The organism is Microbacterium sp. UBA1097 (genome assembly GCF_002313585.1).
Classification (GTDB): domain Bacteria; phylum Actinomycetota; class Actinomycetes; order Actinomycetales; family Microbacteriaceae; genus Microbacterium.
The window spans coordinates 17,696-32,144 of record NZ_DCBW01000044.1 but is presented as its reverse complement, the minus strand read 5'-3'; the positions used below and the strand labels follow the sequence as shown (position 1 = coordinate 32,144).

The window sequence follows — 14,449 nt, the reverse complement described above, 5'->3', positions numbered from 1 at the left end:
TCCTCCGAAAGATGGAGCGGCTTCTTGAGCTCGCGTGTGTAACAGCCGGGTATGTCGGTTCGCAGGCCATTCATCTTCCAGCCCACAGCGTCGGACGAACGCCCTAGAGCTCGCGCCACCAGCGCGCATCGCCGAATCCGACGCGCCTCACCAATCGATCTGTTTGGTCGGCATCCGAACACTGCGATTGATGGCGTCGCGCGTCGGATACTTCGCGCGGACCCGCTCGGGGATCGGGGTCCGTTCAACGGGCTGATCACGCAACCCCAGAGCCACGCCGAGTTCCGTGACACGGGCGGCGGTCTCGCGTGAGATGGGGTGCTGGGGCAGATCTACCCGTCGCCGGCTGTTCGGCCACAGCGCCACCAATGAGCCGCCGGCCGCCCGCTTTACCTCGCGCACAGCGTGGCTCACAACAGCTCCCAGCTCGGGCGCGCTGACGATAACGACGACGAAGAGATGGCCGAGACCACCGAATGCGAAACTGCGAACCGCAGTCTCCCGGAATCCGTCGACCGTGAGCGCGCTGTAGTTCCCGCCGGCGTAGAGGAAGCCCTCGTTGTTGTGCCCGATAAGAATATGGGCGTCACGAGGAGGCCGTCGAAGCTCGTACAGTTCGGAGAAGCGTGTTGATGGCAGCCCGTACGCATCCCGCTGACCCCACATCCCGATCAGCGCGGCCCGGTACAGCGACGTCGCCAACGGCAACACCTCGGGAGCCGACACGTACGTCCGTCGCCGGAGAGCAAGATCGATCGCCACCTGCTTGGCAGCGACGTCAATCTCCCGTAGCCACCCACTATTGCAGTCACTACAGATGCCGTCGAACTGCTTGTCGAACTGGCTGAGATTCTCGACCCGACTCGTGCTCTCGCCGTCATAGTCGTGCCGCGCTGAGATCAGGTTCGGGAGCCGCGGGAAGTAATCGCCCCAGTCGGCAGGCAGCCAGTGCTCCTTGCTGAACTTGACGCCGGACGCACCGCAAAAGGGACACCGCCGCTGTCGCTCCGTCGCACCGTCACCGTTCTGCCTTCCCACGGCTCCAGACTAGGCGCGAGCACCGAGAGCGAGATCGCTGACGTCCTAGCGCCGAGCGGCAGCGCGCGCCTCAGTCGAGACGTTGACAATGAACTGCCAAGCTTCCTTGCGGAGCACGGCTTGAAAACCGGGGTCGCGCCAAACACGCAGGGCGCACGCGCCGACAGCAGCTTCGAGGTTCGCGCGCCTGGCGGGCTGGGATGAACTCTGCAGAGCCATGATTCACCTCCTTCTCGGATCAGATGCCCGGTCGCACAGCACCCTCCAGCACTGCGCGCTCTGCACTCCCCCGACGCTCGCCCAGCCAGCGAGGTCAAAGATGCAAAGTCGATCAGGTTACGGCGATGTCATCGAGCACCGCAAGTGGCAGGGAGTCGCGGCCAGTAACGGCGGGCGGCTTGACAACACGAACGCGACCCCCATAGCCTGATCAACTTTGCCTCGGGCGGCCGACGATGGAGACAACGCGAGAACCGCACGGTCTCGACGGGCAACTCGAACATCCGAGAGGGGGTGAACATCATGGGGAAGAACTTCCGCGACCAGAACTGCTGGTCACGTGGGGAGGTGAGTGATGCCCGTCTGCACCAGCACTCCGGCTCCCAGCACGCTTTCGGCGGCTGGGAGAAGGTGAGCAACGGCGACGGCTCGTTCTGGATGCGCGCAACGCGTCGCTGACTCCCGTCGACGCTCCGCCTGGCCTCAGGGCAACCTGCCGGGCGGAGCGTCTTCTCGACCGTGGACGCCTGTCCACGGTTCAATGACGTTGACGACAGAAGCAGCAGAGAGGGGCCGGGATGCCGGATCCAGTAGGCGCGACCCCCGAGTCGGGCAGTCCAGATGCGCCGCGCCGCAACGTCGAGTACGGCGCGGACTGGGTCGGAATCGACACCAGGTCGATGAAGGCGAAGCGCGACGCACAGCGTCAGCGCGAGCGCGAAACCGTCGCTTCAGAACGAGCGCGGCTGAAGCGAGAGGAAGAGGAGATTCTCTCCTCCTTCGCGAACGATGAGGCAGACGCGGCGCCGCCCCGGGCCCCCCGCACCACCCACGATGAAACCGCCTCGCCGCGGATCTCGGAACCGAGCCCCTTGATCGAGCGGCTCCACATCGAGAACCTGCGGTCGTTCGCTGGCGCCCACGACATCGCCCTTGCTCCGATCACCCTGATCTACGGGCCGAACTCCGCGGGCAAGTCGACGGTGATCAAAGCCCTGCGACTCCTAATGCAAGTCGTCGACTCGGGGCGTTACGACGCGCTTCGTCCGTGGGACGCTGCCTTCAGCGAGTCGAGCGCGCGAAGCCTGATGACGTACGCAGAACCCGACCCCGACGATTCGAGCGGCTATCAATGGCGGTCGCCGCTCGTGCTCGGCGTCGACTTCAAAGCTCAGGACGGCCGGCGTGCAAGTGCCGCACTTGACTACGACCTCAACCCGGTGGGTTCGATCGATGTCCACTCCACATCGTTCGGGTCGCTCGATGCGGGACCAGTGATCCGCAAGCGGTTCACACCGGAGAACTTCGACGACGACCACGACCCCTTTCACCCCGCAGACTTCGGCGAGTCGCAGCTCGCGACCTTCATCGTCGAGGAGAGCGAGGATGGCGAGGTGTGGTCTCGGGAGACGAAGCTTATCGATGCCGAACTTTTCGGACACGCCGACCGGAAGCTGCAAGCCGAACTCTTCGAGATGGCCTTCCTGCTCCGCTACCTGGGTCCTCATCGCGGCGCCCCGGGCAAGGCCTACGACCCCATTAGCGGCGCCTTCAACTCCGGCTGGTTCGATGGGTATCGGAAGCCCCGACGGCCGGGATTCAGCGAGTTCGACCTCCTGAATCAGATGCTGGCTCAGCTCGAGATTCCATACGTGTTCGAGGAGGATCCGCTCTGGAAGCTCCGCAATCCGCACCAGCAGAAGTGGACACTGAAGGACGCCCGCTCGGGTGCACCTGTCGACCTCGACCAAGTTGGTTACGGCGTCAGCCAACTCCTGCCGGTCATTGACGTGTGCGTTCATGCCGAGCGGCAGATCATCTGCATCGAGGAGCCGGAGTTGCACCTCCACCCGCGCTTGCAGGCACGTCTCGGGAACTTGTTCGCGACTTCTGCGGCGATAGGCCGAAATCAGGTCATCGTCGAGACTCACTCCGAGGCGATCCTTCTTCGCCTGCGGCGTCTGATCCGTGGCGGGAAGCTCCGCCCGGATGACGTCGCAGTCATCTACGTCGACAACACCGCGGCCGAAGGCGCCTCCCTGCGCCGCCTTCGACTCGGCGACCGCGGCGAGCTCCTCGATCCATGGCCAACCGGGTTCTTCGACGACGGGCTGGCCGACATCCTCGGGATCACCGCATGAGCCAGCCGCGGGTGCTGTTCCCGATTGCGGTGGATCCGGGCGCGCTGACTGATCATCCAACCGATCGTGACCAACTGATCCATCGCGAGGTGGTCACCACCCTGGGCGCCCACGGGATTCTGACACTTCCCGAGGCCGATCAAGGGGCGCTCCTCGATGCCATCGCCGGCCTCGGCGAGGCATCGAGGAAGCTTTGGGAAGCGCAGATCCACGCCCTGTACGATCTGAACCGCCTCGATCAGCTCCCAGGCGCCATGGGCGTAGGCGAGATCCTGCGACGCAAGGAAGAAGAAGGGGACAGCCAGACCGGCGCGCGTGTGTTCGTCGCCAGTCGCGCGCTTGCTGAGGAGTTCGGAGTCGACGACACGTCGGGATCCAAGACCGTCGACGACTCGGATGTTGTCCTCGCGAGCACGATCCACCGGTCGCCTGCCGTGGTTGCTGCGAAGGAGGCCGGTCTGTTCCCGACCGGCAAGACGCGCCGCCCCGCCGTCGCGAATACCTTCATCCATCCGCTCGCAGAGCGTTCATCCGCAGTGAAGATCCTCGATCCGCACATTCTCGAGGGTCTCATCAGCGGCAACAGCACTACGTCGCATGCCGAGTGGCTCATCCAGAGGCTCGCCGACTCGATGCCGGCAAACGCGACCTTGTCCATCCTGGGGAAGCTCCAGCGCGATTGGCAGACGGCTGACCGTCCACGTCATGAGGCACGCATCGAAGACTTCTTGAGCAAGGCGCTCCAAAGGCGGACACTGCCGATAGCCGTCGAGGTGCGCCTCTTGAAGTCCACCGCGCTCCGAGATCGCTTCATCTGGTTCAGTTCGGGATCTTCGTTCGACGTCCTGCACAACTTCACGGCCCTATCGAGCGAGGTACTGAACGACGATCTCCGCTTCATTCGGCACGACGACAGACTCGCGCTGCAGACGCTCCAGACGGCCGAGGCAATGGAGAACAATACCCAGCCGACGATGGTGAGCATCACGAAGCTCATCGCGTGAGCACGCGTGCGCGCTGGGCGTTCGCGTCAGCGGTATACACGTCCGGTGTTGGTCGCCTTCGCCGCAGTCTAGATCCGGGCTGACCGCAAGAACCGCGCAACGCACGTGACCCCATCGGTCCGTGCCCGCGAGCCGGTAGCTCAGCGGTCGATCCGTGAGCCTGCAGCGATGAAGCTGCAAGCTCATCTGCCGAAACCGAACGGCGCCGAAGTGCTCGATAGCCCGGCGCGATGCGGTTCTCACTTGACGTCGCCTATTCGTCCGGCGCTGCCAGACTTGGACTGATTTTCTCGGGCGCCCGAGACACCCAGAGTCCGGAGATGGGGGATCGGGGAGCGCCGTCGAATCCGGCCCGCCGCTCTGATATCCTGAAGTGTCACTCGTGGGCTTCGTTCTGCATGCCTGCCCGCGGGAACGCGGGGGAGTGACATCGCATAACCCAATCCACCTGGCCTTGGTGCGGCATCCGTTTGCCCGGATGTCGAGCCTGGCCCCGACTACAACACCATCCAAGGACAACCCACTACATGACTACTGCAACGACCGCCCCGGCCACCAAGCAGGTTGCGATCAACGACATCGGATCTGCTGAGGACTTCCTGGCCGCGGTCGAAGAGACCCTCAAGGGCAAGGACTTCAACGACGGCTCGCTCATCGAGGGCACCGTCGTCAAGATCGACCGCGACGAGGTCCTCCTCGACGTCGGATACAAGACCGAGGGTGTCATCCCCTCGCGCGAACTTTCCATCAAGCACGACGTCGACCCCAACGAGGTTGTCAACGTCGGCGACCAGGTCGAGGCGCTGGTTCTCCAGAAGGAGGACAAGGAAGGCCGCCTCATCCTCTCGAAGAAGCGTGCCCAGTACGAGCGTGCCTGGGGCGACGTCGAGAAGATCAAGGAGAACGACGGTGTTGTCACCGGTTCCGTGATCGAGGTCGTCAAGGGTGGACTCATCGTCGACATCGGCCTGCGCGGATTCCTCCCCGCATCGCTGATCGAGCTGCGTCGCGTCCGCGACCTGACCCCCTACCTGGGCCAGGAGATCGAGGCGAAGATCCTCGAACTCGACAAGAACCGCAACAACGTCGTGCTCTCGCGCCGTGCGCTGCTCGAGCAGACCCAGTCGGAGTCGCGCTCGAACTTCCTCAACAACCTGCACAAGGGCCAGGTCCGCAAGGGCACCGTCTCGTCGATCGTCAACTTCGGTGCGTTCGTCGACCTCGGTGGCGTCGACGGTCTCGTGCACGTCTCTGAGCTCTCGTGGAAGCACATCGAGCACGCATCCGAGGTCGTCGAGGTGGGCCAGGAAGTCACCGTCGAGATCCTCGAGGTCGACCTCGACCGCGAGCGCGTGTCGCTCTCGCTCAAGGCCACCCAGGAAGACCCCTGGCAGGTGTTCGCCCGCACCCACGCGATCGGCCAGATCGCACCGGGTAAGGTCACCAAGCTCGTTCCGTTCGGTGCGTTCGTTCGCGTCGCAGACGGCATCGAGGGCCTCGTCCACATCTCTGAGCTCTCGGGCAAGCACGTCGAGCTCGCCGAGCAGGTCGTCTCGGTCGGCGAAGAGGTCTTCGTCAAGGTCATCGACATCGACCTCGAGCGTCGCCGCATCTCGCTCTCGCTGAAGCAGGCCAACGAGTCGATCGACCCCTTCGGTGTCGAGTTCGACCCGGCCCTCTACGGCATGGTCACGGAGTACGACGAGAACGGGGAGTACAAGTACCCCGAGGGCTTCGACCCCGAGACCAACCAGTGGAAGGAAGGCTTCGACGAACAGCGCGAGAAGTGGGAGCAGGAATACGCTGCAGCCCAGGCGCGCTGGGAAGCCCACAAGGCCACGGTTGCCAAGGCCGCCGAGGCCGAGGCCGCCAAGGAAACCGACGACAGCTACAGCGGTTCGTCCGCATCGGGCTCCGGCTCGTACTCGAGCGAAAGCCCCGTGGGCACGCTCGCGGATGACGAGGCACTCGCGGCCCTGCGCGAGAAGCTCTCGGGCCGCTAAGACCCGGCACCACCCGCGTCACAGCCGGTAGCACCACACAGCAACGGAAGGCCGGGATCCCCTCGGGGGTCCCGGCCTTTCAGCGTTCCCGGGGCGCGTTCGGTTCCGGTCAGCGCTCGGAGGACGCCGGTCGCGCGGGAAGGAAACGCGCCACCACGACCGCAGCCGCCGCCGTCAACAACGCCGCGGCGACGGTGATCCCCACCCGCATCGCATCACCGGCGAGCACCTCACGCGGCGCGAACGACGTCAACACGATCGTCACCGTCAACGCCGCCGCATACGCCCAGTACGGCCGAGCCGTGAGCTTCAACACGGCTGTGACAAGCGCGGCGACACCGCCCACCAGCGTGACAGCCTCCGCCGGAACCCACACCGCCACCGCGTAGGCGATCACCCCGCCGAGCACCGTGCCCGCCACCCGCGCCAGCACGCGAGACGCGAGCTTCGCGCCCGTCGGCTGCAGCACGACCGCGACCGTCAGCACCGACCACCAGGCATTCGTCTCGCGGAACCACATCAGCGTCACGAACGTGAACAGCCCCGCCAGAAAAGCCAACAGCAACGTGTAGGGGAGAGTCGGCGGAGGAACCTCGGACGCCGGAATCCGCACCCTCCGCAGCGCCAGCCATATGACAGCGCTCGCCCACGCGGTGGTGAACGCCGCAAGAGCGCCGAGGGCGACGGCGACGCCCAGCGGACCCATACTCGCGAACGGTGCGGATGCCGACTCCGGCACCGCCATGAGGTAGACCGCCAGCACAATGACCAGGGCGCCGGTGCTCTCTCGCCCGATCTTCACGAGCGGCGACGCGAGCACGGCGAGGCCGACGACCAGCGCCGTGCCGAGCCAGGGGAGAAGCGGTCCGGTCTGCACGAGCAGCAGTGAGACGAGAACGGTCACCGCCGCCGCTGCGGACACGAGGACCATCGAACGGATGCCGCCCCGCGCCACACCGAGCACGGGCAGCAGTGACAGCACGAGAACGCTCGTTGCGCCCGCCCAGGGTGAGAAGGCCGTCACGATCACCGGCAGGGCAGCCAGCACCGCCACCAGCGTGAGCAGCAGCATGCGTGGTGGACGGGGCATGGCCGGATCCTCTCGTCGCGGGCTCTGCCCCCAGCATCCCAGTGATCGGCGCGCCCGGTGGAGGTTCGACATCCGCCTCGGACTTCGCGTGCGGCCACGGTGGCAGCAGCTCTGCCAAGCCGCGCCGCCCGTTTCGATGGGCTACCGGGGCGCCGCGATCTCCACTGTGCCGCTGCCCGTGACATCCGTCGCGACCTGGACGGGATCACCGGCATAGGTGAGTCCGCCGCTGCCGCTCACGCTGGCACGGAGTGTGTCGGTGACGAACATCCACGCGGAACCGCTGCCCGCGATCGATGCTGACGCCTTCTGGGTGCGCAGATCCTCGCCCGAGAAGTCACCCGACCCGTCCATCGTGAGGTCGAGCGACACGCTCGAACCGTCGAGGGTGACGCTGCCCGATCCGTCGATCCTCACCGTCAGGTCCTGCGTGTGAGTGTCGGTCAGCGCGAGGCTGCCGGAGTCCGTGATCTCGACGACCCCCTCAGGTCCGAGCACATCGGCGCCCGAGACGCTCCCCGAACCGCTGACCTGCACACGATCGAGGGAACGCACGGTGAGGGCATAGCTGATCCGGCTCACGCCGAACGCGCCGCCGCCGTAGTCCAGCACCAGCGTGCACTCGTCGACGTCGGAGGTCAGCGCCGAGATCGCGACAGCAGATGCGGTGATCGTCAGCGATTCCTCCTCGCCGATCGTGATGGTGAGATCGCCGCTGGTGCGAAGGTCCACGGCATCCACCTCGTCGAGCTCTCGCGTCTGGGTCGTCATGGGTCCTGCGAACGGGATCTGTCCGCAGGCCGACAGCGGTGCGACAAGCACGACGGCGGCGGCGAGAACCGCGGCGCGGGTGAACGGTTGGGTGCGGGTGTGCATGGTGCTCCGTAGGAAGAGGGTGGGGAAGGGGGATGTTAGGACCGGGCGTTCTGTCGGCTGGCGTCGCGCTGCCACATCCAGGCCGAGCGCAGGATGTACGCCAGAAGCGCCAGCTCGATGCCGATCGAGACGACGTAGAAGGGCGCCCACTCCCAGGTCTCGCCGACGGCGTTGAACACCGTGACGGGAACGTAGAGAACGCCCACGACGAGGTTCGTGATGCGGTTCGCGCGGGCGGGAAGGACCGCGGAGAGCACGACCATCACCGATGGGATCGCCGTGAGCGTGAGAAATCCGGTCATCAGCGCCGGCGTAATGGGGAATTCGAACACCAGACCCGCCTGGATGTTGTCGATGACGTCCGGCTTGTGGAGGTGGTAGTAGTCGACATAGATGTACAGGAACATGAAGCTCGTCCAGGCGGCGGCGAGCTTCGCTTGCACGGGGACAAGCGCGGTGGCGAGCGGTTTCGTGGTGGGTGAGGTGGTCATGGGTCCTTCTCGGTGTCAGGGGTGTTCCATCCGCCAGGGCGGCGGCAGGTCGGGGTGCGCAATGCGCGGTGTGGATGCCGTCAGCGACCTCAGATCGTGACGACGACCTTTCCTCGCGTATGCCCGGTCGCGACGTGGCGAAGAGCATCGGCGGCGGCATCCAGCGGATAGACGCGGTCGATGACCGGCGTGAGCTGACCGCTGCTCACGAGCGCGGCCAGAGTGAGCAGGTCTTCTCGGGTGCCGACGGAGGTGAACGGTCGCAGGCGCTGGCGGGTGAACAGGGAAAGCACATGGGCGCGGATGACTCGTCCGATGGGTCCGAGCAGGCGGCCGCCCTTCCCGCTGTTGGGGATCAGGGTGCCGGCGGGGGTGAGGGCTCGACGGACGACGCTGAGCGGACGGGACTCGACGTTGTCGAGGATGACGTCGTACTGCGATTCCCGCGCGGTGAAATCGGATGCCGCGTAGTCGATGACGTGGTCGGCGCCGAGCGAGGCGACAAGCTCCCCGTTGCCGGCGCTGCACACGCCAGTGACCTCGGCACCCAGGGACGTGGCGATCTGCACGGCGAAGGACCCGACACCGCCGGATGCCCCCACGATGAGCACCTGCTGTCCCGGTGTCACGCGCGCGACATCCCGCATCGCCTGCAGCGCCGTCATGCCGGAGGTCGGCACCGCGGCGGCCTCCGCGAGCGACAAGTTCTCGGGCACGGGCGCGAGGTTCCTCGCCGGAACGCGGGCGTACTCGGCAAGTGACCCGGTCGCGCACCACCCGAACACGTGGTCGCCGGGCTCGAAGCCCTCGACATCCTCACCGACCGCCGTGACCACGCCCGCAAGGTCCATGCCGCGGATGGCATGGCGCGGCCGGCGCAGACCGAAAGCGAGGCGCACGATGTATGGTTCGCCGGTCATGACGAAGTAGTCGCCGGGGTGCACCGACGCCGCCCGCACCCGCACGAGCACATCGCCGCGGCCAGGAACCGGCGGTTCGACATCGGCGATTTCGAGGACGGAAGGCGGACCGTACTGGCGCTGCATGGCGGCGCGCATGGTCGTCGTGGTGTGCATGACATCGAGAATGCGCCGCGTGCGCGGCATCCGTCATCGGCCGGAAGGCCGCGATCTGATCGGCCGGAAGTACGGTCCTCAGTCCGTACCCCAGGCCGATGTGCGGGGTGATGCACCCACGCGAGCATCGAGTCATGCCTTCTCACGTGAAAGACGCCCCGCCGCTGCCGGCGGCACCGGATGCCCGGCCGCGAACGAGGTCCGGATGGCCCGCCATCAGCGGACTGCTGCTGCTGAGCGCGCTCCCGATCATCGGTGGTGCCCTCAGCCTGCGTGAGGCCAGCGCTCCCGCAGCCGATGCCCTCGCGTGGGCATCCACCGTGGCGATGGTCGCCCACATCGTCTCGATGAGCGTGTTCTGCGTGGCCGGTGCCTTTCAGTTCTCGCCCGCGCTGCGGGCACGCCGCCGGTGGCATCGAACCGCCGGACGGGTGCTGCTGCCGCTCGGATTCGTCGCGGCCCTGTCGGGAGCCTGGCTCGCGCTCTTCTTCGGCGGCCCCGACGAGGAGTTCCCGCTCGCGATGGTGCGACTGTTCTTCTGCGCGGTCATGCTCGTGTTCCTCACGATGTCGGCGATCGCCATCGTGCGCCGCGACTTCACCGCGCACGGCTCGTGGTCGACCCGTGCCTTCGCAATCGCGGTCTCGGGCGGCACACAGGCGCTCGTCTCGATCCTGTGGACGATTCCGTTCGGCGAACCCGACGCATCCGGTGAGACCTGGGTGGTGGGTGCGGGGTTCGTGCTGAACTGCCTCGTGGCCGAGGTGATCATCAGGCGCCGGGTCGCCGCCACGTCGCGGCGGGCGGCGGAGCGTGGTGCGCTTGTATCCTGACCCGGTGAGTGGGCTCTTGCGCTCAGCCTGGGAGGCGCCGAGCGCCGTGCCGCCGCCGCCACGTCGGGTATGGCGGGACTGGGTGCTGTTCGCCCTCGTCGCCGTGCTCGTGGTCGTGGAGGGCGTGTTCACGCCCGACCTGGTGAACCCGCTGCTGTCGACGGCCGTAGTCCTCGCGGTCACGCCGACGCTGCTGTGGCGCCGCACTCAGCCGCTGTGGATGCTCTGCATCGTCCTGCTGCCGATCGACATCGTGCTTCCGGTGGCGAGCCTCACGACGAGCCTGTTCCTGATGGTGATCGTCTACGCCCTGTTCCGCTGGGCGTCGGGGCGCGACCTCGTGATCGGTTCGGTGCTCGTGCTCGCGAGCCTCAGCCTCACGTTCGTGCGAGGCGGGGGACTTCTCGAGCTGGTCGGCGGATTCGCCCTCCTGCTCATGTCGGTCCTGCTCGGCATGGCGTTTCGCTACCGGGCCGGCGCCCGTCTGCGCCTGCTCGATCGCATCCGCATGCACGAGCGGGAGCAGCTCGCCCGCGACCTGCACGACACCGTCGCGCACCACGTCACAGCGATCGCGATCCGCGCGCAGGCGGGAACCGCGGTCGCACCGCACGACCCATCCGCGGCGCAGGACGCGCTCCGCGTGATCGAGACCGAGGCGGCCAAGACCCTGCGCGAGCTGCGGTCGATGGTGCGCGTGCTGCGAGACGGTGAGACGGCCGAGCTCGCCCCGAGTCCCGGCCTCGGCGACATCGCACAGCTCGCGGGAACCACACCCGGCGGCGTCGTGGTCGAGGTCGCAGTCAGCGAGACCGAGGTCAGCATCCCTCCGCCCGTTGCCGCCGCGGTGTTCCGCATCGCGCAGGAGTCAGTGACCAACGCCCTCCGCCACGCCCGTCACCTCACCCGCGTCGAGGTGGTCGCTGTGGCCGACGAGACCGGAGTGCGACTGAGCGTCGCCAACGACGGCGACCTGGCGACACCGCCCGCGCCCGGCTTCGGCCTCATCGGCATGAGCGAGCGCGCGGCCCTGCTGGGCGGCACCTGCGAAGCCGGCCCGCGACCGGACGGCGGGTGGACTGTGACAGCGACCCTCCCTCGTGTTGGATGGGCTCCGTGACCATCCGCGTGCTCATCGCCGACGATCAGGAGCTCGTTCGCACGGGGCTCAGCATGATCCTCGACGCACAGCCCGATATCGAGATCGTCGGGCAGGCATCCGACGGCAACGAAGCTGTCGCGCTGGCACGCCGACTGCGTCCAGACGTGTGCCTCTTCGACATCCGGATGCCGGGCCTCGACGGCATCCAGGCGACCCGCATGCTCGCCGGTCCCGACATCCAAGACCCGATGGCGGTGGTCATCATCACGACCTTCGACCTCGACGAATACGTGTTCGACGCGCTGCGGGCCGGGGCCAAGGGATTCCTCCTCAAGGATGCCGGGTCCGAACTGCTCGCCCAGGCGATCCGCGCCGCCGCGAACGGTGACGCCCTGATCGCGCCCAACGTCACAGTGCGGCTGCTGCACGCCTTCAGCGCTGCGGCCCCGTCGCCGGTTCCGCAGCCGATCGAACCGCTCACCGAGCGTGAGGAGCAGGTGCTCGCCGACGTCGCGCGCGGGCTCAGCAACAGTGAGATCGCGACGAACCTCTACATCACCCTCAGCACCGTCAAGACGCACATCGCGAGCCTCATGACCAAGCTCGGTGCCCGCAACCGCGTCGAGATCGCGATCTGGGCACACCAGACGGGGCGGATGCGCGACCAGAGTCCCCGTCCGTAAGGTCCCGACGACGTTCCTCCGCGCGAGGAGGCCTGCGGTACGTGTGGCCAACTCCTCACATCCGCGGGCGGCGCGGGAGTCCTGCGCGCCGGATGCCGTGCCGGGCCGCGGTATTGAGGAGTTGGCGACGGATGCCGATGCCGCCGACCGAGCATCGCTAGTGTTGTCGCGTGACCGACGCCGCAGCATCCGTGCCCGCCACCCCCGCCGCGCCGCCGCGGCCGAAACTCGTGCTGACGGCGCTGATCCTCGGCGCGCTGGTGTGCAACATCAACCTCGCCGCCGCGAACATCGCCCTCCCCGACATCGGGGATGCGTTCGGCGCCGGGCAGACCGCGCTCAACCTCGTCGCCGTCGGCTGCTCGCTGGGCCTCGCGATGTCGGTGCTCTACCTCGGCGCCGTCGCCGACCGGTACGGACGCAAGCAGCTGCTCGTCCTCGGCCTCGGCCTCACGGTGGTCATCAGCTTCGTCGCCGCGTTCTCGGCATCCGTCGAGATGCTCATCGTCGCGCGCATCCTCACCGGCATCGCCGCCGGCATGGCCTACCCCGTGACCCTCTCGCTCATCACCGCCCTGTGGGGACCGGGCAAGCAGCGCACCCTCGCGATCGCGCTGTGGTCGGCGGTCAGCGCCACCGCGACCGTCGTCGGATCGGTGCTCGCCGGCGTACTGCTGCTGTGGTTCTGGTGGGGCTCGGCGTTCCTGCTGGCCGTCCCCTTCGCCCTCGCCGGATTCATCCTCGTGTGGATGTTCGTGCCCAGCCACGTCGCCGAGAACAACGAGAAGGTCGACCACCTCGGCGGTGTGATCTCGGTGTTCATGATCGGTTCGATCGTGCTCGGGCTCTCGACCGTGTTCGTGCCCGACACCGCCACGTTCGGGCTCATCCTGCTGATCGCCGCCGTGGTGCTGCTGGGGCTGTTCGGGTGGCGGCAGGCGACGGCATCCTCGCCCCTCTACGACCTGCGCGTCGCGCGGCGCCGGATGTTCTGGGCGCCCGCGACCGGCGGCATGATCGTCTTCGGGTCGCTCATGGGGGCGATGTTCGTGGGGCAGCAGTTCCAGCAGAACATCCTCGGGTACTCCACCCTGGATGCCTCCCTCTCGATCGTGCCCGCCGGTGTCGGCCTGCTGCTGGTCGCGCCGCAGTCCGCGAAGCTCGTCCTCACCCGCGGATCGCGCTTCACGATGATGATCGGCTACCTGTTCGTGCTGTTCGGGTTCATCACGATGCTCTTCTGGAACGAGACCACCCCGTTCTGGTACGTCTCGATCGCCTACCTCGTGATCGGGATCGGCGCGGGGTTCGCGATGACCCCGGCATCCCGGGCGATCACCGAATCGACCCCGGTTCGCCGCGTCGGGATGGCCTCTGCCACCGCCGACCTGCAGCGAGACCTCGGCGGATCGATCATGCAGGGCGTGCTCGGCGCCATCCTCGCCGCCGGCTTCGCCCACCACTTCGGCAAGCTCATCTCCGAGTCCTCGCAGGCCTCGAGCATCAGCGACCAGGTCGTCGCGGCGCTGCAGGCCTCGTACGCTTCGGCGCTGCACGTGGCCGACCAGTACCCGCAGTACAAAGACCAGATCCTGACCGCCGCCCGCCAGTCGCTGGAGACCGGGTCGATCGCGGCCTACGCCTTCGGCGCGATCGCCATCGCCATCGGCGCCGCGGTCGTCTGGTTCTTCCTCCCGAAGAAGCAGAAGGAACTCGAGCTCGTCGCCTCCTACGAGAAGGCCGACGCCGACAAGGCCTGAGCCGGATGCGGCGGCGGGCGAGGCCACGGTACATTCATTTGCCGCAAACTGTGGGGCGAGCGGGCCAGTTGCGGCGTGTTGCGGCAAGTGAGCGGAGCGGGGTGCGGTGGGAGCGGGGTGCGGTGGGAGCGGG

13 protein-coding genes are annotated in these 14,449 nt (G+C 67.0%); 7 read left to right on the top strand and 6 right to left on the bottom strand.

The genetic code is table 11. The features are described from left to right. Nucleotides 1-147: 147 nt before the first annotated feature. Together B4F19_RS10600 and B4F19_RS10595 are read right to left on the bottom strand one after the other, a co-directional pair. Entirely contained in the window at nt 148-1,038 is an 891-nt protein-coding gene (locus B4F19_RS10600) for a hypothetical protein (RefSeq protein ID WP_292734769.1), read from the bottom strand. A gap of 45 nt (nt 1,039-1,083) precedes the next feature. Beyond that, nucleotides 1,084-1,257, bottom strand: a complete 174-nt coding sequence (locus B4F19_RS10595; protein WP_292734766.1) for a hypothetical protein — start codon at nt 1,255-1,257, stop codon at nt 1,084-1,086. A gap of 578 nt (nt 1,258-1,835) precedes the next feature. Between B4F19_RS10595 and B4F19_RS10590 the strand changes: the two genes are divergently transcribed. The 3 genes from B4F19_RS10590 (at nt 1,836) to rpsA (ending at nt 6,405) form a co-directional block, all read left to right on the top strand. Next, nucleotides 1,836-3,398 (top strand): AAA family ATPase, encoded by a 1,563-nt coding sequence (locus B4F19_RS10590; RefSeq protein ID WP_292734764.1) that lies wholly within the window; start codon nt 1,836-1,838, stop codon nt 3,396-3,398. Continuing rightward, nucleotides 3,395-4,402, top strand: coding sequence for a hypothetical protein (locus B4F19_RS10585; protein ID WP_292734761.1), 1,008 nt, complete (start codon nt 3,395-3,397; stop codon nt 4,400-4,402). Before B4F19_RS10590 ends, B4F19_RS10585 begins: the two co-directional genes overlap by 4 nt. Before the next feature lie 527 nt (nt 4,403-4,929). Continuing rightward, nucleotides 4,930-6,405: a 30S ribosomal protein S1 gene (gene rpsA, locus B4F19_RS10580; RefSeq protein WP_292734758.1), complete on the top strand. Its 1,476-nt coding sequence runs from the start codon at nt 4,930-4,932 to the stop codon at nt 6,403-6,405. Nucleotides 6,406-6,514: 109 nt separating this feature from the next. On the opposite strand, the gene B4F19_RS10575 is transcribed toward rpsA, so the two are convergent. The 4 genes from B4F19_RS10575 to B4F19_RS10560 all read right to left on the bottom strand — a co-directional run bounded on the left by B4F19_RS10575 (nt 6,515) and on the right by B4F19_RS10560 (nt 9,938). Further along, a complete protein-coding gene (locus B4F19_RS10575) occupies nt 6,515-7,495 on the bottom strand; it encodes an FUSC family protein (RefSeq protein ID WP_292734756.1) in 981 nt (326 codons plus the stop codon). A 141-nt stretch (nt 7,496-7,636) separates the two neighbouring features. Then, a complete protein-coding gene (locus B4F19_RS10570) occupies nt 7,637-8,371 on the bottom strand; it encodes a GIN domain-containing protein (RefSeq protein WP_292734753.1) in 735 nt (244 codons plus the stop codon). A 35-nt stretch (nt 8,372-8,406) separates the two neighbouring features. Next, the gene (locus tag B4F19_RS10565) at nt 8,407-8,862 is read right to left on the bottom strand and encodes a DUF6326 family protein (RefSeq protein ID WP_292734751.1); all 456 of its coding nucleotides are present in this window, start codon (nt 8,860-8,862) and stop codon (nt 8,407-8,409) included. 89 nt (nt 8,863-8,951) lie between these two features. Beyond that, complete coding sequence (locus tag B4F19_RS10560; protein WP_292734748.1) at nt 8,952-9,938, bottom strand: NAD(P)-dependent alcohol dehydrogenase; 987 nt, start codon at nt 9,936-9,938, stop codon at nt 8,952-8,954. A 134-nt stretch (nt 9,939-10,072) separates the two neighbouring features. On the opposite strand from B4F19_RS10560, the gene B4F19_RS10555 reads away from it, so the two are divergent. The 4 genes from B4F19_RS10555 (at nt 10,073) to B4F19_RS10540 (ending at nt 14,316) form a co-directional block, all read left to right on the top strand. After that, a complete protein-coding gene (locus B4F19_RS10555) occupies nt 10,073-10,771 on the top strand; it encodes a DUF2306 domain-containing protein (protein WP_292734747.1) in 699 nt (232 codons plus the stop codon). A gap of 4 nt (nt 10,772-10,775) precedes the next feature. Further along, a complete protein-coding gene (locus B4F19_RS10550) occupies nt 10,776-11,891 on the top strand; it encodes a sensor histidine kinase (RefSeq protein WP_292734745.1) in 1,116 nt (371 codons plus the stop codon). Further along, on the top strand, nt 11,888-12,556 hold the full coding sequence (locus B4F19_RS10545; RefSeq protein ID WP_292734742.1) for a response regulator: 669 nt from the start codon (nt 11,888-11,890) through the stop codon (nt 12,554-12,556). The genes B4F19_RS10550 and B4F19_RS10545 overlap by 4 nt, the downstream gene beginning before the upstream one ends. Nucleotides 12,557-12,726: 170 nt before the next feature. Next, entirely contained in the window at nt 12,727-14,316 is a 1,590-nt protein-coding gene (locus B4F19_RS10540; protein WP_228178996.1) for an MFS transporter, read from the top strand. The last annotated feature ends 133 nt before the right edge of the window (nt 14,317-14,449 follow it).

What these genes read in the sequence shown, in the direction of transcription:
- B4F19_RS10595 (WP_292734766.1), bottom strand. Translation starts at nt 1,257, where the DNA reads ATGGCTCTGCAGAGTTCATCCCAGCCCGCCAGGCGCGCGAACCTCGAA.
- B4F19_RS10590 (WP_292734764.1), top strand. Translation starts at nt 1,836, where the DNA reads ATGCCGGATCCAGTAGGCGCGACCCCCGAGTCGGGCAGTCCAGATGCG.
- B4F19_RS10585 (WP_292734761.1), top strand. Translation starts at nt 3,395, where the DNA reads ATGAGCCAGCCGCGGGTGCTGTTCCCGATTGCGGTGGATCCGGGCGCG.
- rpsA (WP_292734758.1), top strand. Translation starts at nt 4,930, where the DNA reads ATGACTACTGCAACGACCGCCCCGGCCACCAAGCAGGTTGCGATCAAC.
- B4F19_RS10575 (WP_292734756.1), bottom strand. Translation starts at nt 7,495, where the DNA reads ATGCCCCGTCCACCACGCATGCTGCTGCTCACGCTGGTGGCGGTGCTG.
- B4F19_RS10570 (WP_292734753.1), bottom strand. Translation starts at nt 8,371, where the DNA reads ATGCACACCCGCACCCAACCGTTCACCCGCGCCGCGGTTCTCGCCGCC.
- B4F19_RS10565 (WP_292734751.1), bottom strand. Translation starts at nt 8,862, where the DNA reads ATGACCACCTCACCCACCACGAAACCGCTCGCCACCGCGCTTGTCCCC.
- B4F19_RS10560 (WP_292734748.1), bottom strand. Translation starts at nt 9,938, where the DNA reads ATGCACACCACGACGACCATGCGCGCCGCCATGCAGCGCCAGTACGGT.
- B4F19_RS10555 (WP_292734747.1), top strand. Translation starts at nt 10,073, where the DNA reads ATGCCTTCTCACGTGAAAGACGCCCCGCCGCTGCCGGCGGCACCGGAT.